Annotated in this window: 26 protein-coding genes; 10 read left to right on the forward strand and 16 right to left on the reverse strand. The window is 66.9% G+C overall.

Annotated elements, in window-relative coordinates; genetic code table 11:
- The first annotated feature begins 137 nt into the window (after positions 1 to 137).
- The gene (gene bhcD / locus KB874_RS18775; RefSeq protein WP_212538096.1) at positions 138 to 1,142 is read left to right on the forward strand and encodes an iminosuccinate reductase BhcD; all 1,005 of its coding nucleotides are present in this window, start codon (positions 138 to 140) and stop codon (positions 1,140 to 1,142) included.
- 74 nt (positions 1,143 to 1,216) lie between these two features.
- Positions 1,217 to 1,753, forward strand: a complete 537-nt coding sequence (gene thpR / locus KB874_RS18780; protein WP_212538097.1) for an RNA 2',3'-cyclic phosphodiesterase — start codon at positions 1,217 to 1,219, stop codon at positions 1,751 to 1,753.
- Here the strand turns inward: thpR and KB874_RS18785 are convergent.
- The 6 genes from KB874_RS18785 to KB874_RS18810 form a co-directional block, all read right to left on the reverse strand.
- Positions 1,732 to 2,844, reverse strand: a complete 1,113-nt coding sequence (locus tag KB874_RS18785; protein WP_212538098.1) for a Gfo/Idh/MocA family protein — start codon at positions 2,842 to 2,844, stop codon at positions 1,732 to 1,734. The genes thpR and KB874_RS18785 overlap by 22 nt on opposite strands.
- A gap of 163 nt (positions 2,845 to 3,007) precedes the next feature.
- Entirely contained in the window at positions 3,008 to 4,789 is a 1,782-nt protein-coding gene (locus KB874_RS18790; RefSeq protein ID WP_212538099.1) for an SLC13 family permease, read from the reverse strand.
- A 20-nt stretch (positions 4,790 to 4,809) separates the two neighbouring features.
- Positions 4,810 to 5,730, reverse strand: coding sequence for a DMT family transporter (locus KB874_RS18795; protein ID WP_212538100.1), 921 nt, complete (start codon positions 5,728 to 5,730; stop codon positions 4,810 to 4,812).
- Positions 5,727 to 6,533: a TIGR00282 family metallophosphoesterase gene (locus tag KB874_RS18800; RefSeq protein WP_212538101.1), complete on the reverse strand. Its 807-nt coding sequence runs from the start codon at positions 6,531 to 6,533 to the stop codon at positions 5,727 to 5,729. Before KB874_RS18800 ends, KB874_RS18795 begins: the two co-directional genes overlap by 4 nt.
- Positions 6,534 to 6,836: 303 nt before the next feature.
- Positions 6,837 to 7,583, reverse strand: a complete 747-nt coding sequence (locus tag KB874_RS18805) for an FG-GAP repeat domain-containing protein (protein ID WP_249200627.1) — start codon at positions 7,581 to 7,583, stop codon at positions 6,837 to 6,839.
- Positions 7,583 to 7,906 carry a 2Fe-2S iron-sulfur cluster-binding protein gene (locus tag KB874_RS18810; RefSeq protein WP_212538102.1) on the reverse strand — a complete coding sequence of 108 codons (324 nt, stop codon included), beginning with the start codon at positions 7,904 to 7,906 and terminating at the stop codon, positions 7,583 to 7,585. The genes KB874_RS18805 and KB874_RS18810 overlap by 1 nt, the downstream gene beginning before the upstream one ends.
- Positions 7,907 to 8,029: 123 nt before the next feature.
- Here KB874_RS18810 and KB874_RS18815 point away from each other — a divergent pair, with 123 nt between their 5' ends.
- Together KB874_RS18815 and KB874_RS18820 are read left to right on the forward strand one after the other, a co-directional pair.
- Positions 8,030 to 8,389: an OB-fold nucleic acid binding domain-containing protein gene (locus KB874_RS18815; protein ID WP_212538103.1), complete on the forward strand. Its 360-nt coding sequence runs from the start codon at positions 8,030 to 8,032 to the stop codon at positions 8,387 to 8,389.
- Between the two features lie 38 nt (positions 8,390 to 8,427).
- On the forward strand, positions 8,428 to 8,973 hold the full coding sequence (locus tag KB874_RS18820) for a peptidoglycan-binding domain-containing protein (RefSeq protein ID WP_212538104.1): 546 nt from the start codon (positions 8,428 to 8,430) through the stop codon (positions 8,971 to 8,973).
- Positions 8,974 to 9,054: 81 nt separating this feature from the next.
- Here the strand turns inward: KB874_RS18820 and KB874_RS18825 are convergent, their stop codons facing one another.
- The 5 genes from KB874_RS18825 to KB874_RS18845 all read right to left on the reverse strand — a co-directional run bounded on the left by KB874_RS18825 (position 9,055) and on the right by KB874_RS18845 (position 14,515).
- Positions 9,055 to 10,449 (reverse strand): DegQ family serine endoprotease, encoded by a 1,395-nt coding sequence (locus KB874_RS18825; RefSeq protein WP_249200649.1) that lies wholly within the window; start codon positions 10,447 to 10,449, stop codon positions 9,055 to 9,057.
- Between the two features lie 208 nt (positions 10,450 to 10,657).
- Positions 10,658 to 10,849: a DUF2065 domain-containing protein gene (locus KB874_RS18830; RefSeq protein ID WP_212538106.1), complete on the reverse strand. Its 192-nt coding sequence runs from the start codon at positions 10,847 to 10,849 to the stop codon at positions 10,658 to 10,660.
- On the reverse strand, positions 10,846 to 11,868 hold the full coding sequence (hflC, locus tag KB874_RS18835) for a protease modulator HflC (protein ID WP_212538234.1): 1,023 nt from the start codon (positions 11,866 to 11,868) through the stop codon (positions 10,846 to 10,848). Before hflC ends, KB874_RS18830 begins: the two co-directional genes overlap by 4 nt.
- A gap of 2 nt (positions 11,869 to 11,870) precedes the next feature.
- A complete protein-coding gene (hflK, locus tag KB874_RS18840) occupies positions 11,871 to 13,016 on the reverse strand; it encodes an FtsH protease activity modulator HflK (RefSeq protein WP_212538107.1) in 1,146 nt (381 codons plus the stop codon).
- 62 nt (positions 13,017 to 13,078) lie between these two features.
- Positions 13,079 to 14,515 (reverse strand): FAD-dependent oxidoreductase, encoded by a 1,437-nt coding sequence (locus tag KB874_RS18845; RefSeq protein ID WP_212538108.1) that lies wholly within the window; start codon positions 14,513 to 14,515, stop codon positions 13,079 to 13,081.
- A gap of 129 nt (positions 14,516 to 14,644) precedes the next feature.
- Between KB874_RS18845 and KB874_RS18850 the strand changes: the two genes are divergently transcribed.
- Positions 14,645 to 15,259 (forward strand): DUF2238 domain-containing protein, encoded by a 615-nt coding sequence (locus KB874_RS18850; RefSeq protein ID WP_212538109.1) that lies wholly within the window; start codon positions 14,645 to 14,647, stop codon positions 15,257 to 15,259.
- A gap of 13 nt (positions 15,260 to 15,272) precedes the next feature.
- On the opposite strand, the gene KB874_RS18855 is transcribed toward KB874_RS18850, so the two are convergent.
- The gene (locus tag KB874_RS18855; protein ID WP_212538110.1) at positions 15,273 to 16,139 is read right to left on the reverse strand and encodes an FkbM family methyltransferase; all 867 of its coding nucleotides are present in this window, start codon (positions 16,137 to 16,139) and stop codon (positions 15,273 to 15,275) included.
- 276 nt (positions 16,140 to 16,415) lie between these two features.
- Positions 16,416 to 17,198: a ribose-5-phosphate isomerase RpiA gene (rpiA, locus tag KB874_RS18860; protein WP_212538111.1), complete on the reverse strand. Its 783-nt coding sequence runs from the start codon at positions 17,196 to 17,198 to the stop codon at positions 16,416 to 16,418.
- Positions 17,199 to 17,328: 130 nt separating this feature from the next.
- On the opposite strand from rpiA, the gene KB874_RS18865 reads away from it, so the two are divergent.
- The 5 genes from KB874_RS18865 (at position 17,329) to KB874_RS18885 (ending at position 22,636) form a co-directional block, all read left to right on the forward strand.
- A complete protein-coding gene (locus tag KB874_RS18865) occupies positions 17,329 to 18,582 on the forward strand; it encodes an NAD(P)/FAD-dependent oxidoreductase (RefSeq protein WP_212538112.1) in 1,254 nt (417 codons plus the stop codon).
- A 128-nt stretch (positions 18,583 to 18,710) separates the two neighbouring features.
- Complete coding sequence (locus KB874_RS18870; RefSeq protein ID WP_212538113.1) at positions 18,711 to 20,135, forward strand: circularly permuted type 2 ATP-grasp protein; 1,425 nt, start codon at positions 18,711 to 18,713, stop codon at positions 20,133 to 20,135.
- A 4-nt stretch (positions 20,136 to 20,139) separates the two neighbouring features.
- Positions 20,140 to 21,081: an alpha-E domain-containing protein gene (locus tag KB874_RS18875; RefSeq protein WP_212538114.1), complete on the forward strand. Its 942-nt coding sequence runs from the start codon at positions 20,140 to 20,142 to the stop codon at positions 21,079 to 21,081.
- A complete protein-coding gene (locus KB874_RS18880) occupies positions 21,074 to 21,883 on the forward strand; it encodes a transglutaminase family protein (RefSeq protein WP_249200628.1) in 810 nt (269 codons plus the stop codon). Before KB874_RS18875 ends, KB874_RS18880 begins: the two co-directional genes overlap by 8 nt.
- Before the next feature lie 15 nt (positions 21,884 to 21,898).
- A complete protein-coding gene (locus KB874_RS18885) occupies positions 21,899 to 22,636 on the forward strand; it encodes a proteasome-type protease (RefSeq protein WP_212538115.1) in 738 nt (245 codons plus the stop codon).
- Positions 22,637 to 22,639: 3 nt separating this feature from the next.
- Here KB874_RS18885 and KB874_RS18890 read toward each other — a convergent pair whose 3' ends face one another.
- The 3 genes from KB874_RS18890 to hmuQ form a co-directional block, all read right to left on the reverse strand.
- Entirely contained in the window at positions 22,640 to 23,797 is a 1,158-nt protein-coding gene (locus KB874_RS18890; RefSeq protein WP_212538116.1) for a Gfo/Idh/MocA family protein, read from the reverse strand.
- 64 nt (positions 23,798 to 23,861) lie between these two features.
- On the reverse strand, positions 23,862 to 24,170 hold the full coding sequence (locus KB874_RS18895) for a hypothetical protein (RefSeq protein WP_212538117.1): 309 nt from the start codon (positions 24,168 to 24,170) through the stop codon (positions 23,862 to 23,864).
- A gap of 550 nt (positions 24,171 to 24,720) precedes the next feature.
- A complete protein-coding gene (gene hmuQ / locus KB874_RS18900; protein WP_212538118.1) occupies positions 24,721 to 25,035 on the reverse strand; it encodes a heme-degrading protein HmuQ in 315 nt (104 codons plus the stop codon).
- Positions 25,036 to 25,097 lie beyond the last annotated feature (62 nt).

Here is a 25,097-nt window from a genome sequence, read left to right on the forward strand (position 1 = left end):
GTGCGCCGGTCCGACCCGCGCGCGCCCCGGCGGGGCGCGCGCAAGGGGGCTCTGCCCCCATCCGCGCCATGCGCGGATTCCCCCGGAGTTTACTGGCAAGATGAAGCAGGGGCGATGCGCCCCGGGAAGGAGAGGTCATGGCTGACGGAGCAACCAAGGTGGCAGGCAACGAGGTCATCATCGTCCCCGAAAGCGAGATCGCCGGGCTGATGACGGCAGAGGCCGCGTTCGAGGCGGTCGAGGCGGTGTTCGCCGCGATGGCCGCAGGCGACGCCTACAACTTTCCCGTCGTGCGCGAAGCCATTGGGCACGAGGACGCGCTGTATGGTTTCAAGGGCGGGTTCGACCAGGCAGGATTGACGCTGGGCCTCAAGGCGGGCGGCTACTGGCCGCACAACCTCGAACGGCGCAACCTGATCAACCACCAGTCGACGGTCTTCCTCTTCGACCCCGACAGCGGACGGATGCGGGCGATGGTAGGCGGCAACCTGCTGACCGCGCTGCGGACCGCGGCCGCGTCATCGGTCTCGATCCGCCACCTGTCGCGCCCCGATTCCAAGGTCCTGGGTATCGTCGGCGCCGGCCACCAGTCGCATTTCCAGCTGCGTGCAGCCGCGAAACAGCGCGATTTCGAAAAGGTCGTGGCCTGGAACTACCACCCCGACATGCTGCCGAAACTGGCCGAGACCGCAGCCGCGATCGGCCTGCCCTTCGAGTCCGTCTCGCTCGAGGACCTGGGCGCGCAGGCGGATGTCATCATCACCATCACCTCGGCCTTTGCCCCGTCGCTGATGGACGCACATGTGAAGCCCGGCACGCACCTGGCCTGCATGGGCACCGACACCAAGGGCAAGCAGGAGGTCGAGGCGGCGCTGCTGGCGCGCGCGACGGTCTTTACCGATGAAGTGGCGCAGAGCATCAGCATCGGCGAGGCGCAGCACGCGGTTGCGGCGGGCCTGATCGCCGAAGACGCGATCACCCAGATTGGCGCCGCGATCAACGGCACCCATCCGGGCCGCTCCTCGGAAAACGAGATTACGCTGTTCGACGGCACGGGTGTCGGCCTCCAGGACCTTGCCGTGGCGGCCAAGGTCGTCGACCTCGCGCTCGAAAAGGGCATCGCCCAACGCGTCGCTTTCTGATCCCGGCTCCGCGGACGGTGCGCCCGGCCGCGGATTGCGCTATCAGGCGGGAAACCGAGACCGGAGCCTTCCTGATGCGTGCCTTCATCGCCCTGCCGCTGCCCGATTCCAGCCTGCCGGCGCTGGTGCCACTGCAACGGCAGTTGCGCGTCGGCCGCCCCGTGCCACCCGAGAACCTGCACCTGACCCTCGTCTTTCTCGACGAGCAGAGTGACGAGGCGCTGGAGGCGTTGCATGGCGAATTGCTGCGCTTGCGCGTGCCGGCCTTTCCGGTGACGCTGCGCGGGCTGAGCACGATGGGCGGCGACCCGCCACGCATCCTGGCCGCCGAGGCAGACGCGAGCCCGCCGCTGGTGGCGCTGCACAAGGCGGTCACAGGGGCTGCGCGGCGGGCAGGGCTGGTGCTGCCCGCGCGCCGCTTTCGTCCGCATGTGACGCTGACGCGCCTGGGACGAGGTGACAGTACGGCCCGGTCGCCAGCCCTTGCCGGGCTTGCCGGATTTCACCACGAAACCGCCCCGCTGACCGCCTTTGCGCTTTATGAATCGATCCTTCGGCCCTCCGGCGCGGAATACGAGGCGCTGGCGGTCTACCCGCTGATACCGACCTGATCGACGGCGACCCAGCCGCCCTTGGCGTGCGATTGCCGCGCCGCCGCGATCACCCGATGCACCGCCAGCCCGTCCTCGAAGGTCGGCCAGATCGCGCGCCCCTCGTGGATCGCGGTCAGGAAGTCCTTGGCCTCGATGATGATCTGGTCCTGGTAGCCGGTGCCATGCCCCGGCCCCAGGCAGAAGGGCTTGTAGTCGGGATGATCCGGCCCGGTCAGGATCTTGCGGAACCCGCGTTCTGCCGGGGGCGCGGCGGTCTCGTAGAACCAAAGCGCGTTCTGATCCTCCTGGTCGAAGCGCAGCGCACCCAGTTCTCCGGTAATCTCGTAGGTAAAACCCATCTTGCGTCCGGTCGCGACGCGGCTGGCGAACAGGCTGCCCGACACGCCCCCGGCAAAGCGCAGCATCATCTGCACCTGGTCGTCATTCGTCACCGGATGGCCGTTCCGCTCGGGAAAGACGGTCTCGATCCGGGCACTGACCGCCTCGATCGGACCCATCAGCGCCAGGGCGGCGTTGATCGGATGCGGGGCAAGGTCGCCGAGACAGCCATTCGCCGCCCCCTGGCAGCGCCACGGCGGCAGGATGCCGTCGATGTGGAAATCTTCTGTATGCTCGATCCGGGCATGGATCAGCCGGCCCAGACGGCCCTCGGCGATCAGGCGGCGGGCGAATTGCGTCGCGGGGGTGCGGCTGTAATTGTAGGCGACCATGTTGGCCACTTTGGCCCCGCGCGCGGCGTCGACCATGTCCTGCGCCTCGGCCACGGTCAGGCCCATCGGCTTTTCGCAAAGCACCGGCTTGCCGCGCGCCAGCGCCTCCAGCGCGATCTCGCGATGGGTGGACTGGGGCGAGGCGATGACCACGGCCTCGACGCTGTCATCGGCGACCAGCGCGCGCCAGTCCGAGGCCGCGCGGGCAAAGCCGTAGGCTGCGGCGTAGCGTACGCTGCTGTCAGGGGTAGAGCCACAGATCGCCGCCAGCCTTGGCCGGATCGGCAGTTCGAATACAGATGCCACGGCGGCGAAGGCCACCGAATGCGCCTTGCCCATGTAGCCGCCGCCGACCACCCCGATCCCGATCTCGCGCATGATCCGCCTCCTGCCCAGTCGCCCATGGACAGTGTCGCGGCAGGACCCATCTGGCAAGCCCGGGCAGCGCGAGGCCAGATTGCGCGAGGCCAGCGCGTACGGGACGGCGGGCGGGGCGATGGTCCGGACACAATCCGGGCCGAGCGGCGTCTGGCGGCCCGCCCTAGAGCGGCCAGAGCAGCGGGATCAGCAGAGCCGAAATCAACCCGACGCTGATATTCAGCGGCAGGCCCACCTTGACGAAATCGGAAAACTTGTAACCTCCCGGTCCATAGACCAGCGTGTTGGTCTGGTACCCGATGGGCGTGGCGAAACTGCACGAGGCCGCAACCATGACCGCCACCACCAGCGGGCGCGGATCGACGCCGATCACCTCGGCCAGCCCGATGGCAATCGGCGTCACCACCACCGCGACGGCGTTGTTGCTGATGGCCTCGGTCAGAACCGAGGTCAGCAGGAAGACGCACCAGATCAGCAGCACCGGCGGCAGGTTCGCCATCAGTGGTGCCACGGCCTCGGCGATCAGGCGCACCGCGCCCGAGGATTCCAGCGCTGCGCCCACCGCCAGCATGGCAAAGATTAGCGCCAGCAACTGCCCCTCGACAAAGGAAAACGCCTCGTCGGAATCGATGCAGCGGGTCAGCAGAACGACCGCCACAGCCACCACCGACAGCGCCAGGATCGGCGCCACGCCCAGCGCCGCCAGGATCACGATCCCCGCCAGCGCGGCCAGCGCGATCGGCGCATGGCTGCGGCGGAACGCACGGACCGTGGGCTGCGCCACGTCGACCATGTTCATCTCGTCCGCCAGCCGCTTGATGTCGTCCGGCGCGCCCTCCAGCAGCAGCGTGTCGCCCACCCGCACAACCAGCTCGTCCAGCTGGCGGCCGATATTCTGGTTCCGGCGATGAACCGCCAGCGGATAGACGCCGAAACGCCGCCGCAGGCGCAACGCCCCCAGGCTGCGGCCCACCATCTTGCAGCCCGGCGTGATCAGCACCTCGACCGTCGACGTCTCCTTGGCCGAGACCTGGTCCACCCGCCGCAATTCCTTGTTGGTCTGGAGCGACATCAACTCGGTCATCTGGGTGCGCAGCACCACGCGGTCGCCGACCTCCAGCCGGACATCCGTCAGGTTGCGGCGCAGCGACTCGTCGCCCCGGATCACGTCGATCAACCGCACACCCTCGCGCTTGAACAGCTGCACGCCCAGCACCTCGCGCCCGATCAAGTTGCTGTCGGGCGGGATGACCGCCTCGGTAAAGAACTTCATCCGAGACCGGTCCGAGGACAGCATGCTGGCCATCGAGGTCCGGTCGGGCAGCAGCCAGCGGCCGGTCGCCAGCAGGTAGAGCAACCCCCAGGCCACCAGCACCAGCGCCAGCGGCGTCACCTCGAAGATTGTGAAAGGCTCCAACCCCTTGCTGCGCGCCACGCCGTCCACCAGCAGGTTGGTCGAGGTGCCGATCAGCGTCGTCGTGCCGCCCAGGATCGCCGCGTAGGACAGCGGGATCAGCAGCTTGGACGGCGCGACATCCAGCGATTTCGCCAGCTGCACGAAGATCGGAAGCATGACCACCACCACCGGCGTGTTGTTCATGAAGGCCGAGGCCACGACCACCGTGGCGATGATCCCCGCCATCGCAACGCGCGGGTTCTTCTGCACGCCCGCCTGCGCCACGCTGATGAACCGTTCCAGCGCCCCGGTGCGCACCAGCGCCCCCACCACCAGGAACATCGCCGCGATGGTCCAGGGCGCCGGGTTCGACAGCACGCGCAGCGCCTCGTCATAAGGCAGCACGCCCAGCAGCAGCAGCGCCGCGACGCCGCCAATGGCCACGACCTCGGTCGGATAGGTCTCGCGAATGAACAACGTGAACATCACCACGACGACAGCCATCGCGGCATAGGCCTCGCCCATCTGGGACAATTCGATGAACTGCATGTTGGTCAGGTGCCCCGCTCTCAACCCGTCGCATTCTGGCCGAGCGCACCATCAGGCACAAGGCGTTTGGGCTGCGGCTGCACCAGGGCGAGCCCCGCCAACATCAGCGCCAGCGCCGCCCAGATCCAGCCGGAATAGCCCTCGGACAGAAAGGCCATGGCCCAGATGACGCCGAACAGCGTCACGAAGTAACTCACCTGCACGGCAAAGACCGACCCCGCCACACCCACCAGCCAGACATAGCCGGAATAGGCCGCCGCATGCAGCAGCGCCGAGGCGATCAGCGCGATCTCGGGCGCACCGATCCCGCTCCGCGGATCGACCATCACGCCGCCTGCCAGCGCCAGGGGCAGGCACAGCACCGCTCCCACGGCCGAGGCGCCCGCGAGGACCTGCATCGGGTCCAGCCCGTATGTGCCCCAGCGCTGCACCACGTTGCCCTCGATCGCGTAGAGAACCGAGGACAGCAGCGCGATCCCCACCCACAGCGCCGGCACCGCGGGCGGCAACCCCTCGGTCGGCAGCACGATCAGCGACACGCCCGCAAGGCCCAGCGCCAAGCCCAGCAGACGCCGGACATGGAACCGGTCGTTGCCAAGGGCCAGCGCGATGGGAAAGGCCCACATCGGCACCGAACTCAGCAGGATCGACAGCACGCCCGCCGGCAGGTGCCGCGCCGCGTTGTAAGAGGTGATGCCCGGCAGGACCGACCCGACCAGCGCGATCACCAGGTAAAGCCGCAGATGCGCCGGCGTCAGCGACAACGCCCGTCCCCGCGCCAGCGTGATCCCGCCCAGCACCACGGCGCCGATCAGCAATTGCCAGAACAGCAGTCCCAGCGCCGCATGGCCAGTCGACACGGCCACCTTCGCCAGGGGCTGCGTCGCGCCCCAGGCCGCGCCGATCACGGCAAGGGCCAGAAAAGGCGCAAGACGCGTCAAGGGCCCGCCTGTTGCAGCCGCCCGCCATGCCGGACCATGACGATACGGGTGGCCTTGCCAGTGCGATCATCGGTCTCGACATAGACGCCCGACAGGGTGGCCTCGCCGAGCGCGGGCTGGAACCGCGCCTTGGCCATGCCGGTGACGAAGCGGCGCATCGGCTCGACCTTGTCCATGCCGATGACGGAATCGTAGTCCCCGCACATGCCCGCATCGGTCAGGTAAGCGGTGCCGCCGGGCAGGATCTGCGCATCGCCCGTGGGCACATGGGTGTGCGTGCCTACCACCAGGCTCACCTTGCCGTCGCAGAAATGGCCCATCGCCATCTTCTCGGACGTGGCCTCGCAGTGCATGTCGACCAGCACCGCCTGCGCTTGACCAGCCAGCCGCCGCAGCGTGTCGTCCATGGCCGAGAACGGATCGTCGAAGGGCCGCTTCATGAAGACCTGGCCCAGCACCTGCGCCACCAGCACCTTGCGCCCACGCCGGTCGGAATAAAGCGCGGCGCCCCGTCCCGGCGCCTGCCGGGCGAAGTTGATCGGCCGCAGGATCCGCGTCTCGCCCTCGATGAAGGACAGCATGTCCTTCTGGTCAAAGGCATGATCGCCCAGCGTCACCACGTCCGCTCCGGCCGCCAGCAGCAGGCGCGCGTGTTCGCCCGTCAGACCCGCCCCGTTCGAGGCGTTTTCGCCATTGACCACGACGAAATCCAGCCCCCAGCGCTCGCGCAGCGCGGGCAGGCGTTCCGTGATGGCCGCACGCCCGGCGCGGCCCATCACATCTCCGAGGAAAAGCAGCTTCATGGGCTACGGGTTAGAGCGGCGCCACGAAAAAGGCAAACCCCCTTTCGCGATGTGGCCGGCGGCGGAGGGGGCGCTGGCCCGTCCCGAATTTCATCCGGGACTCCCCCGGGAAATCTGAAGCCAGAAGAAACACCCGAGCTGGCAAGACAAGAAACGCCCGCCCCGGAAATGCGCAGGCGGTCAAGAAGCCACGCTTCTCCTGGCACGGTCATCGGCGTCCCCGCCTTTTCGGTGTCGCCGGTCCAGCCCGTCAAGCTTGACGCATCGTTTCTTCTGGCAGGAAGTATCCGGGGACAGAGCCCCCTATTGGCAGGCCAACGCCGCCGCAACCGCCGTTTCGGAATAGGGCACAAGCGACCGCGCCCGGAGCACGCCGTCGAACCGCACCGCCATGACAGAGGCCCAGTCGCCCGACGCAACCAACATCTCCGCTCCCGCGCCGCAGTCCCTGATCCCACCGATGATGAAATCCCAGCCGATGCGATGGTTGCTGAGGCCGGTGGCAGAGGCGACCTCGCGCAGTGCATCGCCCTCCAGCCGCCACACACGAAGGGTCTTGGCGAGGTGCGGGCGGTCGACATAGGCGATCTCGATGCGGCCGTCGCCATCGAGGTCGGCGGCGCCCACCGGCGCCAGCCAGCGGTTCGTCTGCCCGATGAAGGGCGTTGCGGCGATCAGCCCCTCCGCTCCCCATATGGCCAGCCGGGCGCCGAGGCGCAGGTCGCTTTCCACCGTCACAACCTCGGGCAGCCCGTCGCCGGTCACGTCCCACAGCCGCGGCTCGAGATCCTCGAAGACCCGGGTCTCGGGCAGCACGATCCGGCGGGCCGAGCCGTCGCCCAGAGTAAGAACCAACGCGCCCCATTCCACCGCGTCGCCCAGCACGCCATGCGCATAGCGTGTGGTGGGCTCGTCATAGCGCGCGCCGGTCACCGCCTGCGCCGATGCCCCGCCCGCCACAAGCACCAACGCCAGACCCGCGCCGCGGGCAAGGCGGCTCCAGAGGCGCGTGGGTCGTCGCGGCGCCCTGCCGGCGGCGGGCAAAAGCATCAGATCTGCTTTTCCGGCATCTGCACCACCAGCCCGTCCAGCGCGTCGCTGACCCGCAGCTGGCAGGTCAGGCGCGAGCGCTTGGGGTCGGGCTGATAGGCGAAATCGAGCATGTCCTCTTCCATGTCCTCCTTGGCGGGCAGTTTCGCCACCCAGTCGGGATGGACATAGACATGGCAGGTCGAGCAGGCGCAGGCGCCGCCGCAATCCGCCTCGATGCCGGGAATGTTGTTGTCGCGCGCACCTTCCATGACCGTCAGGCCATTGGGCACGTCCACTACGTGTTCGGTTCCGTTGTGCTCGATATAGGTGATCTTCGCCATTGCACCGCTCCGTTCCTTGATCCGGCGACATACCTAGTGGCGCTCCGGGCCGCCCGCCAGTCCCTTTTGCCTTCAAGGCCGAGACGCTTTGCCTCGGCCCGCGAATGTTCTACATTCGCTCGCATGACTGACTGGCCCCGCCCCCCGTCCGCCCTGACCGCCGCGCAGCTCGACCTGCCGCCCAACGGCGCGCGGATCACGGTGGCGGGGCTGGTCATCCTGCGGCAGCGGCCCGGCACCGCCAAGGGCGTGATCTTCATCACGCTCGAGGACGAGACAGGCGTGGTCAACGTGATCGTCTGGCGGGCGATGTATGAACGCTTTCGCCGGGCGGTGATCGCCGGGCGGATGCTGCGCGTCACGGGCCGCATCCAGCGCGACAGCGGCGTAACCCATGTCCTGGCCGACACGATCGAGGACATTTCGTCCCTGCTCGACCGGCTGCTGGACCCCGCGCTTTCCAGCGCCCCGGAAAACCGCTAGGGTCGCACCAGAAAAACAGGTCGCAAGAGGCCGGGCAGATGATCCGCAGGAATGCGCTCTGGATGGCGCTGGCGCTTGGCGCCTGCACCCAAGGTCCCGTGCCGGGCCGTGGGCCTGATGCCGTCAGCCGGGCCGATGCGCCCGTCGGGCCGCCACCTCTGGCCGAACCCGCCGGCAACGGCCATTGCATCGCGCGCGAGGTGACGCCCGCCATCTACGAGCAGGTGATGGGAGAAGTGCAAGTCGTGCAGGCCGAGATCGCACCGGATGGCACAGTGATCCGCCCGGCGATCTACCGCAAGGCACCGGTGCCGCGTATCGTCCGCCCGCGCGCCGATCTGGTCTTCGAGGCGCCCTGCCCCGCCACCATGACGCCCGACTTCATCGCCTCTGTGCAGCGGGCGCTGGCGGCACGGGGCTATTTCGCGGGCAATGTCACCGGCACGCTGGATGCGCCGACCGCAGCGGCGATCCGGCGCTACCAGGCGGAACGCGGGCTGGACAGCGCGCAGCTGTCGCTCGAGACGGCGCGCGCCCTGGGCCTGATCGCCGTGGCGCGCGAGGACCTGGCGCAGGCAGGCTGAGACCGCGCCGGCCCGTCACGCGAAAAGGGCGCCGCAAGCGGCGCCCTTTCCTTATTCGGACCAGCGGCCAGGCGACCACGATCATTCCTCGTCGAGGCTGAGCGCGACAAAGCGCGGATCGCCACCGCGGCGCACCAGCAGCAGGATCGACTTGCGACCGGCTTCGCGGGCGGTCTCGATCCGGTCCTCGAAATCGGACAGCGTCGTCACCGCGCTCTGGCCGGCCTCGGTGATCAGGTCGCCCTCGCGCAGGCCCTTCTCGAAGGCCTCGGAGGTCTCGTCCACCGCGGTGACGGCCAGACCCTCGGCGCCCTCGTCCAGCTGCAGCTGGGCGCGCAGCTCGTCGTCCAGCGGCGCCAGCGTCAGGCCCATCATCTCCATCGTGGCCGGCGCTTCGGGTTCGACGGTCTGCGAGGCGGGCACGGCGCCCTCGGCCTCTTCGCGGCGGCCCAGCGTGATGCGCAGCGTCTCGGTCTTGCCCTCGCGGTTCACCACCACGCGCACGGTCTTGCCGACCTGCGTGTTGGCCACCACGCGTACCAGCTGACGGGTGTCTTCAACGTCGACGCCGTCGAAGCTGAGGATCACGTCACCGGCCAGCATGCCGCCTTCCTTGGCCGGGCCTTCCGGCACGTCGGAGACCAGCGCGCCCTTGGCCTCGGCCAGGCCCAGCGCCTCGGCCATGTCCTCGGTCACGTCCTGGATGCGCACACCCAGCCAGCCACGGCGGGTCTCGCCATATTCCTTCAGCTGGTCGACGACCTTGGTGACCACGTTGGACGCCATCGAGAAGCCGATGCCGATGGACCCGCCATTGGGCGACAGGATCGCTGTGTTCACGCCGATCACGTCACCGTCCATGTTGAACAGCGGGCCGCCCGAGTTGCCGCGGTTGATCGCGGCGTCGGTCTGGATGTAGTCGTCGTAGGTGCCGCTCAGTGCCCGGTTCCGGGCCGAGACGATGCCCGCCGACACCGAGAAGCCCTGGCCCAGCGGGTTGCCCATGGCCATGACCCAGTCGCCGACACGGGCAGTGTCGGAATTGCCGAAGTTGACATATTTCAGCGGCAAGTCCGCCTCGACCTTCAGCAGGGCGATGTCGGTGTTGGGGTCGGTTCCGACCAGCTTGGCCGGCAGTTCGAACCCTTCGAAAAACTCGATCGTGATCTCGTCGGCGCCTTCGATCACGTGGTTGTTCGTCACGATGTAGCCATCTTCGGAAATCACGAAGCCCGAGCCCAGAGCGGACGAGCGACGCGGGCGGTCGGGCCGTCCGTTACGGTCCTGGAACTCGCGGAAGAAATCCTCGAACGGAGAACCTTCGGGCACGATGCCCTGCGGGCCGGTGCGGCTTTCCACAGTGGTCGAGGTGGTGATGTTCACCACCGATGGGCTGATCCGTTCCGCGAGGTCGGCAAAGCTCTCGGGCACGCCGCGTGCCTGCGCCATCAGCGACTGCGATACGATCAGGATCATCGAAAGGGTCGCCAGCCAGAACAGGCGCAACGGTGTCGCACGATCCCGTGTCAGAGCGAGGGATTGGGATGTCACTTGAATCTCCTTGTCTCTGCCAGTCAGCGCCCCGCGCTGCCTGCCATCTGTGTCAAGTGTGACAGACATAAGCGTCCAGCGGCAACACCAAAGAGATTAATTCAACGGCTCACCCAACTGTGACAGCGCCGTGTCATCCACGGGCAATCCACAACAGCAGGACACCGGTCGCCGCGGTGACGAGGCCCAGGGTGCGGCGCGTCTCGACCGGCATGGTCGCCAGCGCCTCGAGCACGCGCTCGACAAGGGAAGGGGCCAGTGCGTACACCAGCCCCTCGATCAGCAGGACGAGGGCGATCCCCGTCAGGATGTCCGTTCCCGTCAATTCGACGCCGGGGCCGTGGTTGTGGCCGTGACCGGGGCGTCCACGGTCTCGACCTCGGGCGCGGCCGGGTCGGGCGTGGCCTCGGCCTGATCTTCGTCCGTGGCCGGCGCGACCGGCAGTGCGGCGGGCCGGTCAAAGAAAGTGCCACCGGCGGACTCGCTCTTGAAATATTCGAAGAACTGGCTGTCCGGTGTCATGACCATGGTCGAGTTCTGACCCTGCAACGCGCGCTCATAGGCCTGAAGCGAGCGGTAAAAGGCAAAGAACTCCGGGTCGGCGCCAAAGGCTCCGGCAAAGATGCTGTTCCGTTCGGCATCGGCCTCGCCTCGGGTCACGTTGGCCTCGCGGTCGGCATCCGAAAGCGTCTCGGTCACGGTCCGGTCGGCCAGGGCGCGGATGCGCTGCGCGGCTTCGTTACCGCGGGCGATCTCGTCGGCGGCCTCGCGTTCACGCTCGGCCCGCATCCGGGCAAAGGTCGCCTCGAGGTTCTGCGCCGGCAGGTTGGTCTGCTTCAGCCGCACGTCGACCACGTCCAGGCCAAGCGAGCGCGCCTGGGCGCGGGCCTGGTCGCGGATCCGGGTCATCAGCAGGCGACGGTCTTCGGACAGGATCGTGTCGGACGTGACCTGGTCAGCGCCCAGAACCTCGCGGATCTGCGCGTTCAGGATCGACGACAGCCGGTCCTCGGCGGCACGGATGCCACCGACGCCAACGGCCTGCCGGAACTGCACCGCGTCGGCGATGCGGTAGCGCGCGAAGGCGTCGACCACCAGGCGGCGGTCGTCCGAGGGCGTGACTTCGATCGTCTCGGTGTCAAGCGACAGGATCCGGTCGTCATAGCGCACGACCTCCTGGATGATCGGGATCTTGAAGGCGAGGCCGGGCTCTTCCTTGACGGCCTTGATCTGGCCGAATTGCAGCACCAGTGCCTTTTCCCGTTCGTCGACGACAAAGATCGAGGACAACGCCCCGACAATCGCGACGACGAGGATCGGAAGAAGATAGGTTGTCTTTCTCATCATCAGTTCCCTCCCCGGCGCAGTTCGTTGAGCGGCAGGTAGGGCACGACTCCGCCCTCTCCGCCGGCGACCGACTGGTCGAGGATCATCTTGTCGACATCGCCCAGCACCTTTTCCATCGTCTCTAGATACAGACGGCGGCGCGTGACCTCGGGGGCCAGGGCATATTCCTGCTGCACGCTGGTAAAGCGGCTGGCCTCACCAAGCGCCTCGTTGACGACGCGGGCGCGATAGCCTTCGGCCTCTTCGCGGATCTGCGCGGCCTGACCGCGGGCCTCTGCCACGACTCGGTTTGCATAGGCGTCGGCCTGGCGTTCGAGGCGGTCGCGTTCCTGTTCGGCGGCCTGCACCTCGCGGAAGGCGTCGATCACCTCGCGCGGCGGATCGGCAGTGTCGAGGTTGACCCGCACGACGCTGATGCCACTCGCATATTCGTCAAGCGTCGCCTGGATGCTTTCGCGTGCGGTGTCGGCGATCAGCCCGCGGTCGCGGTTCAGGATCGGCGCCAGGTTCGACGCGGCGATGATCTCGCGCATCACGGATTCCGAAACCGCCTGCACGGTCAGTTGCGGATCGCGGATGTTGAACAGGAGCGCCGCCGGATCGTTGACGTTCCAGACAACCTGGAAGTTGATGTCCACGATATTGGCATCCGTGGTCAGCATGAGCCCGTCACCCGTGCCACGGCCGGTGCCGATATTCTCGGTCCGTTCAGAGGTGACATTCACCACCTCGTAGGTCACGACCGGCCAGGGGGCAAAGTTCAGACCCGGATTGCCGGTGCTGGAATACTCGCCCAGGAAAAGTTCGACCGACTGTTCTTCGGGCCGGACCGTGTAGACACTGGCAAAGGCCCAGAGCGCGATCAGGCCGAGGGCGCCCAGCGCCACCGTGCCGCGGGTAAAGGCCGGACCGCCAGAGCCGCCGCCCGAAGCGCCGCCTCCGCCACCGCCGCCGCGACCGCCCATCAGGACACGCAGCCGTTCTTGCCCCTTCTTCATCAGTTCGTCGATCTCGGGGATCTGGCTGTCTTCGGGACGGCGTCCGCCGCCGCCTCCGCCACCAGGGGGACGGCGGTCGTCGCCGTTGCCGCCCCGGTTTCCAGATCCACCGCCGCCTCCCCAGGGGCCGCCGCTGTTTCCTGCCATGAACTCTTCCTTCTTGGTCGTCTTGCGCCTTGCCTGTGAACCTGTGCGTTCTTCTCGGGAATTCAAGCCGTCCGCATAGGTTTGCGCATTGTCACGATTTCTTCGCTCATCGTCGGGTGCACCGCAACGGTGCGGTCGAAATCCACCTTGGTCGCGCCCATCTTGACCGCGATGCCCGCCAATTGGATCATCTCGCCGGCATTGGGCGCGACAATGTGACAGCCCAGGATCTTGTCGGTTTCCTTCGACACGACGAGTTTCATCAGCACCCGGTCGGGCCGCCCGGCGAATGCCGTCTGCATCGGCCGGAACGAGGTGCAGTAAACGTCGCAGGGTTCCTGCTCGCGCGCCTGCTCCTCGGTCAGGCCGATGGTGCCCAGTTCCGGCTGGGTGAACACCGCCGAGGGGATCAGAGCATGATCCACCTTGGTCGGGTTGCCCTTGAACACTGTCTCGACAAAGGCCATGCCCTCGCGGATCGCAACCGGCGTCAGGTTCACCCGGTCGGTGACGTCGCCAATGGCATAGATCGAGGGCACGTCGGTCTGGCTGTAGTCATCGACCACGATCTGTCCGTTGCGGCCCAGCTTTACGCCGAGGTCCTCGAGGAACAGATCGTCGGTATTGGGTCTGCGCCCGGTGGCGAACAGCACGGTGTCGAAGACGCGGGTATTGCCGTTGGTGGCCTTGACCCAGACCGGGCCATCGGGCGTGACCGCATGGGGCCGACCGTATTGCGCCGCCTCCACGGGGGCGGTCATGTCGCCCTCCTCGGCCTCGGATGCCGGGCGCGCCTCGACGATGTTGGTGCCGGTATGCAGGTCGATGCCACGCTCGCGCATGGCCTCGGCGATCAGGCCGCGCGCCTCTTCGTCGAAGCCGCGCAGGATCTGCGCGCCGCGGTAATACTGCGTCACCTTCACGCCCAGCCCGTGCAGGATGCAGGCGAATTCGCAGGCGATATAGCCGCCGCCGACAATCAGCACGCTTTCGGGCAGCTTGGGCAGGTGAAAGATGTCGTCCGAGACGATGCCGCACTCTGCCCCCGGCATGTCGGGCCGGACGGGCCGACCGCCCGTGGCGATCAGGATGTGTTTTGCGGTCTTGCGCGTGCCGTCGGCCAATTCGACCGTATGCGGATCGGCGATGCGGGCGCGCTGATCGAAGGTCTCGACGCCAGAGCCCTTCAGCAGGTTGCGATAGACGCCTTCGAGCCGGTCCAGTTCCTTGACCAGGTGCCCGTGGAACGTGTCCCAGTCCAATGCGCCGTCCGCGATGTCCCAGCCATAGGCGCGGGCGGTTTCGGGCATGTGGGCGTATTCGCTGGCGAAGACCATCAGCTTTTTCGGCACGCAGCCGCGGATGACGCAGGTGCCGCCATAGCGGTCTTCCTCGGCCAGTGCGACCCTTGCGCCGGTCTCTCCGGCCGCCACGCGCGCCGCGCGCACACCGCCCGAGCCGCCGCCGATGACGAAAAGATCGTAGTCGAAGTCAGCCATGACGCCTCCTGCGGTTGTGGCCCCCGCGCGTGGTATTTCACACGGGCGGCGGGTTGACCAGAGGGCGAAGGCCGGGCGCACTTGACCCGCATCAATCCGCGACGACGCGGGATGGTGCAGGGTCGGCGCATGACCCAGCATCCCACCCGCGCCGAGTTGCGCATCGCCCTGTTCACGACTGCCTATGTCGTTGGCTTCACCGCCTGGTTCCTGTCCATCGGAAACCTCGAGTTCATCGTCTATGTCGTCACCATGCTTGTACTGATGGCGCTGGTGGGCTTTTCGCTGCGCAAGGCGGAATACCCGCCCGCGATCCTCTGGGCGCTGTCCGCCTGGGGGCTAATGCACATGGCGGGGGGCGGCGTGCCGGTGGACGGGTCGGTCCTGTATAATCTGGTGCTCTGGCCGATGGCGACGGTCGGGGACAGCGTGATCCTGAAATACGACCAGGTCGTGCATGCCTTCGGGTTCGGCGTGACCGCGCTGCTGTTGCGCCACCTGGTCCTGCGCCATTTCCCGGCCACGCGCGGCACCGCGACCGCGCTGGTCTATCCCGCGCTGGCCTCGATGGGGCTGGGCGCGACAAACGAGATGATCGAGTTCACCGCCGTGCTGATGGTGCCCGACACCAACGTGGGCGGCTACATCAACACGGCGCTCGACCTGTGTTTCAACGCCCTGGGGGCAGTTCTGGCGATGGTCGCGACTGCGGTCTTCCAGACCCGGAAGCGAACGCGGGCGTAACCCGGAAAAGTCGTCAAACAGGCTCGGACACGAAGTCTTCGTCCGGAGATACGAGAACCGAGTTTTGCCCGAACCTGCCGACCGGAATATAGCCCAACTCCGGGACGATTTCCCTGAGAGCAAGTTCGGCACGCCTTGGCAACATTTCCAGGACAAGGATGGGCCGGTTCTTGCGCAAGATTGAAACCGCTCCCTTGAGTGCCGGTACTTCGTATCCCTCGAGATCAAGCTGGATTATGGATACTTCCCGTTCAATTGGGATCAGGTCGTCCAGCCGGACCGATTCAACTGCGGAAGCCGTGTAGTTTCCCTCACCCGGAGTGAACTTGTGATTGTCTTCGACAATCCGGGAAAGACCTCCGAGGGCGAGACCATCTTTTTCCGTCGCAAGGTTGAGTTCACCTGCTTCCGATGCCAGCGCATAGGGAAAAAGGCGCACATTCCGCAGGCGATTGAGAGAGATCGTGCGCCGGGCAAGTTCGTGGCTGCCGGGGTTGGGTTCAAATGTCCAGACGATCGCGCCAGGCACCACAGCTTTCGAAAGCGCCGGGAGAAAATCCCCATAGTAGGCCCCCGCCTGCACAACGTCTCCGGAACCACAGCGATTCACGATGAAAGTCAGGGCGCGCGGTTCGCTCACTTCGCCCAGGAGCGCCTTGCGCATGATCGGACGGTCGGCCTGCCGGCTATCCACCGCAAAAATTCCCGTTTCGTTCACAGCGCTTTCAAGCGTCCCGTTCGAAAAGGTGACGGTATTGATCCGATCGTCGCCAAGGTCTGCTTCCCTGGGCAACAGGTATCGTTTCAACCGGCGCAACACCCGTCTTATCAGGTCCCTCATGTGACCGCCCCCACCAGACAAGGCGACGAAGAAGGCCATCCCGTCGCCTGCAGAACCTGCCCGCCATCGTGGAAACAAGCCTGAACCTTGTTTCGCGCAACCGCCATTGGCGATAAGCCCTGACAAGCCCTTTGCAGACAGCAATTCCGGCTCCGCATTTCGCGCCCCTTACCGATACCGCACCGGCACAACGAGTGTCCGATGCTTTTTCCAGCGATCCCGGAGCCAAGCCATGCAAAAAGCTTGCGGCTCATCGCCTGCGCTTGACCGGTACCAGAACGCGCCCCGTGACCCTAACAGGTCGCGCGAACAGTCCTAGAGATCGCGGAACAGGTTCTCGCTCTCGACAAAGTCGAGCCGGTCCTCGGTCACGGTGCCCTCGTTGATGTCGCGCGTCTCGACCCGACCGTCGGCATAGCCGATCACGACCTTGTCGCAGATGTCGACGAAGAGCCCGTTCTCGACCACGCCGGGCACCTGGTTCAGGATCATCGCCAGCTGGCGCGCATCGCCGATCCGGCCCAGGTGCAGGTCGAGGATGTGGTTGCCCTCGTCCGTGACAAAGGGCGCGTCGCCGTTCATCCGCAGCGACGAATTTCGGCCCATCACGTCCATCGAGATCAGCAGTTCCTCGATCAGCGCCTGGCTGGTCTGCCAGCCGAAGGGGATCACCTCGACCGGCAGCGGGAAGGCGCCCAGACGGGCGACCTCCTTGGCCGCGTCGGCGATCACGATCATCTGGTCCGAGGCGGTGGCGACGATCTTTTCCTGCAACAGCGCGCCGCCGCCGCCCTTGATCAGGTTCAGCTCGGCGTCGAATTCGTCGGCCCCGTCAATGGTCAGGTCCAGCCACTTGGCCTCGTCGAGCGAGATCACCTCGATCCCCACCTCGCGGGCCAGTTCCGCCGTGCGGGTCGAGGTCGGCACACCACGAAAGCGCAGTCCGTCCTCGCGCACCATCTCGCCCAGGCAGCGCACCAGCCAGGCGGCGGTGGACCCGGTGCCAAGCCCCACCTTCATGCCGTCCTCGACGAAATCGGCAGCGCGGCGGGCGGCGACGAACTTGGCCTTGTCGATGGGCGAGAGCTCTCCGGTCATGGGGCGATCCTTTGTCTGGCGGTCGCGGGCCTTATAGGCGCAGGTCGCCCGCGCCGAAAGAGGCGAAACGGCGCGTCTTGCCAGCGGCCCGCGCGCACGGCAGTTTCGCCGGAAAAGGCGGGGGTGTCGGATGGATCGGGTCGGGACGGTCGCGGTGGTGGGCGCGGGCATCGTGGGCGTGGCGACGGCGCTGTGGCTGGCGCGCGACGGGCACCGCGTGGTGCTGATCGACAAGGCGGGGCCGGGCGCCGGGGCCAGTTCGGGGAACGCAGGCGTGCTGGCCTCCTGCGCCGTGGTGCCGGTGACGGAACCGGGCCTGTGGCGGCAGATCCCGCGCATGCTGCTGGACCGCGACGCGCCGCTTTTCCTGCGCAAGACCTACCTGCCGCGCCTGATACCCTGGCTCATGCGCTACATGAGCCACGCGACGGATGCCGAGGCGCGTCGCATCGCGCAGGCGCTTTTTCCCATCGTGGGCGACAGCCTGAACGACCACCAGGCGCTGGCTGCCGGCACGCCCGCCGAACGCTGGCTGGTGCCCAGCGATTACGTCTACCTCTACAAGGACCGCGCGGCTTTCGAGGGCGACGGCTATTCCTGGGGGCTCAAGCGAGCCGCGGGCTTTACCCCGCAGGAGATGGAAGCGGTGGAGGTCCGCGCCTACGAACCGCTGGTGGGCGGCGCCGTCGGCTTTGCCGCGCGCATGGGCGGGCATGGCCATATCACCGACCCGGGCGCCTATGTCGCGGCGCTGGCCGCGGAGGCGGAACGGCTGGGCGCGCGGATGATCCGGGCCGAGGTGACGGAGGTGATCCGCGACAATGGCCGCGTCACCGGCCTGCGTGCGGGCGGCGAAAGCATCGCCTGCGACGCCGTCGCGATCACCGCGGGCGCCTTTTCCGGCCCTCTGTGCAAGGCCCTTGGCCTGCGCGTGCCACTGGAAAGCGAACGCGGCTATCACCTGGAACTGTGGGAACCGTCCGCCATGCCGCGCGCGCCGCTGATGGTGACGTCCGGCGCCTTCGTCGCGACGCCCATGGAGGGACGGCTGCGGCTGGCGGGCATGCTGGAATTCGGAGGGCTCGAGGCCGGACCGTCGCGCGCCCCCTTCGACCTGCTGCGCCGCAAGCTGCGCGAGGCCATGCCCGCGCTGACCTGGGCGCGCGAGACCGAGTGGATGGGCCACCGCCCCGCCCTGCCCGACAGCCTGCCCGCCATCGGCCCGGTGCCGGGCGTGCAAGGCGCCTGGCTTGGCTTTGGCCACCACCATGTCGGGCTGACCGGTGGGCCGAAAACCGGCCGGCTGCTGGCGCAGATGATCGCGGGGCGCGCGCCCAATATCGACATGGCGCCCTATGCGCCCGCCCGCTTTGCCCGCGCCTGAGCCCTGCCGGGCTTGACCAGATCAATATTTGAGCGGAAAAGTAGGAAAAAGCTGCGAAAATTCGACGCGCTTTCGACCCCGGCCGGGGATGCGATTGCAGGCCGCAGCGCGCGGCGTAAGGTGGGGGCATGAGCGAGACATCGATTTTCGACGAGATGTGGGGCCGAGACGAGACCCTGCGCGCGCCTTACGAGGCATTCCAGACGTGGTTCGACGGCGAGGACGCCGCCCGCCTGCGCGCCAAGCAGCGCGAGGCAGAGGACCTGTTCCGCCTCACGGGCATCACCTTCAACGTCTATGGACGGGCCGAGGCCGAGGAACGGCTGATCCCCTTCGACATCATTCCGCGGATCATTTCGAACCGCGAATGGCAGAAACTGTCCCGCGGCATCGACCAGCGGGTGCGCGCGATCAACGCCTTCCTCTACGACATCTACCACCGGCAGGAGATCATCAAGGCGGGCCGCCTGCCGGCCGAGATGATCGCCCGGAACGAGGCCTTCCTGCCCCAGATGATCGGCGTGGATCCGCCCGGCGGGGTCTATACCCATATCGTGGGCATCGACCTGGTGCGCACCGGCGACGACGATTTCTTTGTCCTCGAGGACAATGCGCGCACGCCCTCGGGTGTCTCCTACATGCTGGAGAACCGCGAGACGATGCTGCAGATGTTCCCCGAACTGTTCAGCCGCAACCGCGTGCAGCCGGTGGAAACCTACCCGCGCGACCTGCGCAACTCGCTGGCGGCCTGCGCGCCCTCGGGCTGCGACGGCAACCCGACCGTGGCGGTGCTGACGCCTGGCATCTACAACTCGGCCTATTTCGAGCACGCCTTTCTCGCCGACCAGATGGGCGTCGAACTGGTCGAGGGGCACGACCTGCGCGTGGTCGATGGCCGCGTGGCGATGCGCACGACCGAGGGCTACAAGCCCATCGACGTGCTGTACCGCCGGGTCGATGACGATTTCCTCGACCCGCTGAACTTCAACCCGAACTCGTCGCTGGGCATTCCCGGCATCATGGATGTCTACCGCGCGGGTGGCATCACCATCGCCAACGCGCCCGGCACCGGCATTTCCGACGACAAGGCGATCTACAGCTACATGCCCGAGATCGTCGAATTCTATACCGGCGAACGGCCGCTGTTGCAGAACGTCCCGACCTGGCGTTGTTCCGACCCGTCCTCGCTGAAATACGTGCTCGACAATCTCGACGAGCTGGTGGTCAAGGAGGTGCACGGATCGGGCGGCTACGGCATGCTGATCGGCCCCACCGCAACGAAGAAGGAGTTGCGCGACTTCCGCAAGAAGCTGGAATCGCGCCCCGGCAACTACATCGCGCAGCCGACCCTGTCGCTGTCGACCGTGCCGATCTTCACCAAGGCGGGGCTTGCGCCACGCCATGTCGACCTGCGGCCCTACGTTTTGGTCAGCCCCGACCGCATCAACATCACGCCCGGCGGGCTGACGCGGGTCGCGTTGAAGAAGGGGTCGCTGGTGGTGAACTCGTCGCAGGGCGGCGGCACCAAGGACACCTGGGTGCTGGAGGACTGACGCGATGCTGGGCAAGACGGCGAATGGCCTGTTCTGGATGTATCGCTACCTGGAACGGGCAGAAAACACCTCGCGGCTGGTGGAAACCGGCCAGCGCATCGCGCTGACCCGTCTGGGCAGCGGCGACGACGACTGGCTGCCGGTGATGCAGACCGCCGGCGTGGCCGAGGGGTACAAGGCGACGCATGACGAACTGACCAAGGACGGCGCGATCGACTGGATGCTGCGCTCCAAGGAGAACGGGTCCTCGGTGCTGACCTCGATCGCGGGGGCGCGGCAGAACGCGCGCATGGTGCGCACAGCCCTGACCCACGAGGTCTGGGAGGCGACAAACGGCTGCTACATGACCGCCCAGGAAAAGCTGGGCCGCAAGGTGTCCGAACGCGACTTGCCAAGCGTCCTGGGCATGATCCGCCAGCGCACCGCGCTGGTGCGCGGCACCACGCATGGCACGATGCTGCGCAACGACATGTACGATTTCGCGCGGCTGGGCACCTTCCTGGAAAGGGCCGACAACACGGCGCGCATCCTGGACGTGAAATACTACGTGCTGCTGCCCTCGGCTCTGGCCGTGGGGTCGTCCATCGACAATGTGCAGTGGGAGACGATCCTGCGGTCGGTGTCGGCGCATGGCGGCTTCCGCATGGAATACGGCAACGTCTACAGCCCGCGCGACATCGCGCATTTCCTGATCCTGGACAAGCGCTTCCCCCGCAGCCTTGCGTTCTGCGCGTCCAAGCTGAAGGACAACCTCGGCTATCTCGCATCGAGCTATGGCAAGAAGACGGACGCCTGCGCCATGGCCGAAGCGCTGATCCGGCGCTTCATGACACATGACATCGAGGCGGTGTTCGAGTTCGGCCTGCACGAATACATCGAGGAAGTCCTGATCGCCCTCGGGCAGTTGGGCGCCCAGATCGAGAAGGATTACCGCTTCTATGAGTGAGCCGCTGAAACTCTCGATCCGCCACGTCACGCGCTACCGGTTCGACGGGCCGGGCAGCTACGGGCTGCAGCAGTTGCGCAAGACGCCCAAGACCAATGCCGGCCAGAGCATCCTGACCTGGGAAACCCGGGTCGAGGGCGGCAAGAAGGAACTGGCCTTCGAGGACCAGCACCTGAATGTCGTCGAGCTCATCAGCTTCGAGCGCGACGTGTCCGAGCTGTCGGTCATCAGCGAGGGCACGGTTTCCGTGACCGAGACGCATGGCGTGATCGGCCGCCATCGCGGCCCCGCGCCGCTCTGGCTGTACGAACGCCCCACCCCGCGCACAAAGGTCGGACCGGCCGTGCGCAAGCTGGTGCGCATGATCGAGGGCGAGTCGGACCTCGACCGTCTGCACGGGCTCAAGGACCTGATCAAGGAAGAGATCGTCTACGAGGTCGGCTCCAGCCTGTCCGGCGGGACCGCCGAGGAGGCGGCGACCGAGGGGCGTGGCGTCTGCCAGGACCACGCCCATGTATTCATCGCCTGCGCCCGCGAACTGGGCTATCCCGCGCGCTATGTCTCGGGCTACCTGATGATGGACGACCGGGTGGAACAGGACGCCATGCACGCCTGGGCCGAGGCCCATGTCGAAGGGCTGGGATGGGTCGGGTTCGACCCGGCGAACGGCATTTCCCCCGACAAGCGTTACGTGCGCGTCGCGACAGGGCTGGACTATGCCGATGCCGCGCCTGTAACTGGCCTCAAGACCGGCGGCGGCGGCGAATCCATGAGCGTCGAGATCGCCGTCGCACAACAGTAAGCGAGGGGTCGTCACATGACCTACTGCGTGGGCGTGGCGCTGGACCGCGGCCTTGTTTTCATGTCCGACACGCGCACCAACGCGGGCGTCGACAACATCTCGACCTTCCGCAAGATGTTCACCTGGGAAAAGCCCGGCGAACGGGTGATGTGCCTTATGACCGCCGGCAACCTGGCGACGACGCAATCCGTCGTCTCGCTGCTGGACGAACGCACAAAGGCCGCCAACCAGCGCGACCCCTCGATCCTGGCGGTGCCGTCGATGTTCCAGGCCGCGCGCCTGGTTGCCGAGACACTGCGCGAGGTAATCGACCGCCACGCCGATACCGGACAGCGGGCCGACACCACCTTCAACGCCACGATCCTGCTGGGCGGGCAGGTGGCGGGCGGACCGCCGCGCCTGTTCCTGATCTACCCCGAGGGCAATTTCATCGAGGCTGGCGAGGACACGCCCTTCTTCCAGATCGGCGAGACGAAATACGGCCGCCCGATCCTCGTGCGCGGCTATGATCGCGGCATGGGGTTCGAGGATGCGGTCAAGCTGCTGCTGGTCAGCTTCGATTCCACGCTCAAGGCGAACCTGTCGGTCGCCGCGCCTTTCGACCTGCAGGTGATTGAGCGCGACGCGCTGTGCCTGGGCCCGTCGCGCCGGATCGCCGGGGACGACCCCTATTTCCAGACCGTCTCGACCAGTTGGGGCGAGGCGCTGAAATCGGCGCTGGATCAGTTGCCGGACTTCTCCTTCGACGGCTGAGTTCTAGCGGAACATCGGAGGCCGGGCATCGACCCAGCGCCCGGCGTCCCGCCCGCTTTCGGCCACCGCATAGACAGCCGCCATGCTGCGCAGCCCATCCTCGGCGCGCGGGAACAGGTCGGCGGCGGGATCGGGCGCACGATCCTCAGAGCGGGCGCGGATCGCCTCTGCCAGATCGCGATAGATGTTGGCGAAGGCCAGGGGCATCCCCTCGGCATGGCCAACGGTGACGCGGCTGGCGCGCGCCGCCTCGGGGTAGAGCCCCGCCTCGCCGCGCTCGATCACTTCCAGCCGCCGGCCCAGCGGCATCCAGTAAAGCTGGTTCGGCTGTTCCTGCGCCCAGCGCAGCCCGCCCTTTTCACCGAAGACCTGGATCGTCAGCCCGTGCTGCCGCCCGATCGCCACCGACGAGGTCCAGAGCCGCCCGACCGTGCCACCGGTCATGCGGAAATTCACCTGCGCGTCATCCTCGAGCACGCGGCTTTCGATGCAGGAGACGATGTCGGCCGACAGGCTTTCGACCTCCTGCCCGGTGACGAAGGACGCCATGTGCAGCGCATGGATGCCGCAATCGGCGAATTGCGCCGACACGCCCGCCTGTGCCGGATCGTAGCGCCAGCGGACACGCGGGTTGTCGGCGTCGGCGGCGTCGGCATGATGGCCATGCGCGAACTCGGCCACCACCAGCCGGATGCGGCCCAGGTCGCCCCGCGTCACCATCGCCCGCATCTGCCGCACCAGCGCGTAGCCGGTGTAGCCGTAGTTGACCGCGCAGATGCGGCCGGTCTCGCGCGCCAGCCGGACGATCTCCTCGCCTTCTTCGACCGACATGGTCATGGGCTTTTCGCAGAGCACGTGGAATCCGGCCTTGAGGAAGGCGCGGGCGATGGGGAAATGCGTGGCGTTGGGCGTGGCCACCGTGACCAGGTCGCAGCGGTCGGGACGGTGCGTCTCGCCCTCCAGCATCTCCTGCCACGAGCCATAGGCGCGGTCCGGTCGCAGGCCCAGCGCCCGGCCAAAGGCCCGGCCCGCATCGGGGCGGTGATCCAGCGCCCCGGCCGTAAATTCGAACGCCCCGTCCACCGCCGCAGCCAGACGGTGCGCCGGACCGATCTGGCTGCCGTCGCCGCCGCCGATCATCCCCCATGAAAGCCGCGCCATGCCGTCCCTCCCCGTCCGGTTTTCGTGAACTATGCAGAGGCCCCGGCGGCTTGACGAGAGGGAATCAGGCCAGCAGCCCGAGATCCGCGCAAATGCCGGCGTCCGGCACAATGCCGTCAAAGGCCTCAAGACCCGGATCGCCCAGCAGGACGGCCGGGTCGCAAGCATCCGGGTCCGGCCGCGCCTCTGGATGTGCTCTATTGCATGTCGAAGCGGATCGCCTTGAATGAAGACCCACATCGCTTTCGACAGGCAGCCTTTGCTGCAACACCGGAAACCAGCCTTCACAGTCTGATATCGATGGCACATCGGACGAGGCTTCGCCGTTCTTGAGAAAGGTGTCGCCCGTTTCCTGGCGGGCGACGGCTTGCACGATACTCTTGTCCGGCTTGGCCGCTGCCAGGTCATCGAAAGCCGGCGGGCCTGACCAAAATCGAAATCCGGCAGGGCGGCCTTGGGAAAAAGGGCCCCGCCGAGGCCGGGGCATGACCCTACCTTGTTCGCCAAGCTGTCGCCCCGGGAATCAAGACCTGCTCCCGCGACGCGCCGGGCGACAGCGGTCTGGTTCATGGGCGTCACGACGACCCGCCGGACTGGCACCTGCACCGGGTAATGCGCGACCTCGTCCTTTTCGACGACGCCCCGCGCGCCCCGCGCCCGAACGGGCAGAGCGTGGGAGTCGGCCAATGCAATCGCCCCAACCCGCGTCCGTTGCCGGCGGCGCTGGCCCGGATCTCGGTCGAGACACGCTGTCGGACCGTGTGATGCGCGCGATATTGCAGACAGCGGTCGCTGGGCCTGTTGTCGGTGCGGGGCGTCCGGCCGCACCGGTCACCGCCTATTGCGAGGGGCTGCTAACCCGTCTGGCCGGGATCGGCCTGCTGGCCGCCCGAGGACGACCCACCGGGCGTTGGGCGCCGTGCTCAGGCCTCCAGCACCTGAACGGCCTCGAACAGCTCCAACTCTGGCGCACCCTGATACATGTGTTCCGACGACTTGGCCCCGCCATGCGCGGCGCGGAACGCCTCGGACCGGGTCCAGTCGCGAAAGCTGTGTTCGTCCGCCCAGATCGTGTGCGAGGCATAGAGGATCGTGTCGCCGTTCTGCGGCCCCTTGAGAAGCGCAAAGGACCGGAAGCCCGGAACGGTCTTCAGATGGCTGTCGCGGCTCTTCCACATCGCCTCGAATTCCTCGGCATGTGCGGCGGCGACCTTGAAGCGGTTCATCGTCAGATACATGGGCCTTCCCTTGTGATTTGTCCCCGGTCCCGACTATCTATGCCGCGACGGGTGATGGTTGG

It is taken from the genome of Thetidibacter halocola, assembly GCF_018224955.1.
GTDB lineage: Bacteria > Pseudomonadota > Alphaproteobacteria > Rhodobacterales > Rhodobacteraceae > Thetidibacter > Thetidibacter halocola.

Bases quoted from the DNA above. Each gene is read 5' to 3' on its own strand.
- bhcD (WP_212538096.1), top strand. From the start codon at position 138: ATGGCTGACGGAGCAACCAAGGTGGCAGGCAACGAGGTCATCATCGTC.
- thpR (WP_212538097.1), top strand. From the start codon at position 1,217: ATGCGTGCCTTCATCGCCCTGCCGCTGCCCGATTCCAGCCTGCCGGCG.
- KB874_RS18785 (WP_212538098.1), bottom strand. From the start codon at position 2,844: ATGCGCGAGATCGGGATCGGGGTGGTCGGCGGCGGCTACATGGGCAAG.
- KB874_RS18790 (WP_212538099.1), bottom strand. From the start codon at position 4,789: ATGCAGTTCATCGAATTGTCCCAGATGGGCGAGGCCTATGCCGCGATG.
- KB874_RS18800 (WP_212538101.1), bottom strand. From the start codon at position 6,533: ATGAAGCTGCTTTTCCTCGGAGATGTGATGGGCCGCGCCGGGCGTGCG.
- KB874_RS18805 (WP_249200627.1), bottom strand. From the start codon at position 7,583: ATGCTTTTGCCCGCCGCCGGCAGGGCGCCGCGACGACCCACGCGCCTC.
- KB874_RS18810 (WP_212538102.1), bottom strand. From the start codon at position 7,906: ATGGCGAAGATCACCTATATCGAGCACAACGGAACCGAACACGTAGTG.
- KB874_RS18815 (WP_212538103.1), top strand. From the start codon at position 8,030: ATGACTGACTGGCCCCGCCCCCCGTCCGCCCTGACCGCCGCGCAGCTC.
- KB874_RS18820 (WP_212538104.1), top strand. From the start codon at position 8,428: ATGATCCGCAGGAATGCGCTCTGGATGGCGCTGGCGCTTGGCGCCTGC.
- KB874_RS18825 (WP_249200649.1), bottom strand. From the start codon at position 10,449: ATGATCCTGATCGTATCGCAGTCGCTGATGGCGCAGGCACGCGGCGTG.
- hflC (WP_212538234.1), bottom strand. From the start codon at position 11,868: ATGAGAAAGACAACCTATCTTCTTCCGATCCTCGTCGTCGCGATTGTC.
- hflK (WP_212538107.1), bottom strand. From the start codon at position 13,016: ATGGCAGGAAACAGCGGCGGCCCCTGGGGAGGCGGCGGTGGATCTGGA.
- KB874_RS18845 (WP_212538108.1), bottom strand. From the start codon at position 14,515: ATGGCTGACTTCGACTACGATCTTTTCGTCATCGGCGGCGGCTCGGGC.
- KB874_RS18850 (WP_212538109.1), top strand. From the start codon at position 14,645: ATGACCCAGCATCCCACCCGCGCCGAGTTGCGCATCGCCCTGTTCACG.
- KB874_RS18855 (WP_212538110.1), bottom strand. From the start codon at position 16,139: ATGGCCTTCTTCGTCGCCTTGTCTGGTGGGGGCGGTCACATGAGGGAC.
- rpiA (WP_212538111.1), bottom strand. From the start codon at position 17,198: ATGACCGGAGAGCTCTCGCCCATCGACAAGGCCAAGTTCGTCGCCGCC.
- KB874_RS18865 (WP_212538112.1), top strand. From the start codon at position 17,329: ATGGATCGGGTCGGGACGGTCGCGGTGGTGGGCGCGGGCATCGTGGGC.
- KB874_RS18870 (WP_212538113.1), top strand. From the start codon at position 18,711: ATGAGCGAGACATCGATTTTCGACGAGATGTGGGGCCGAGACGAGACC.
- KB874_RS18875 (WP_212538114.1), top strand. From the start codon at position 20,140: ATGCTGGGCAAGACGGCGAATGGCCTGTTCTGGATGTATCGCTACCTG.
- KB874_RS18880 (WP_249200628.1), top strand. From the start codon at position 21,074: ATGAGTGAGCCGCTGAAACTCTCGATCCGCCACGTCACGCGCTACCGG.
- KB874_RS18885 (WP_212538115.1), top strand. From the start codon at position 21,899: ATGACCTACTGCGTGGGCGTGGCGCTGGACCGCGGCCTTGTTTTCATG.
- KB874_RS18890 (WP_212538116.1), bottom strand. From the start codon at position 23,797: ATGGCGCGGCTTTCATGGGGGATGATCGGCGGCGGCGACGGCAGCCAG.
- hmuQ (WP_212538118.1), bottom strand. From the start codon at position 25,035: ATGTATCTGACGATGAACCGCTTCAAGGTCGCCGCCGCACATGCCGAG.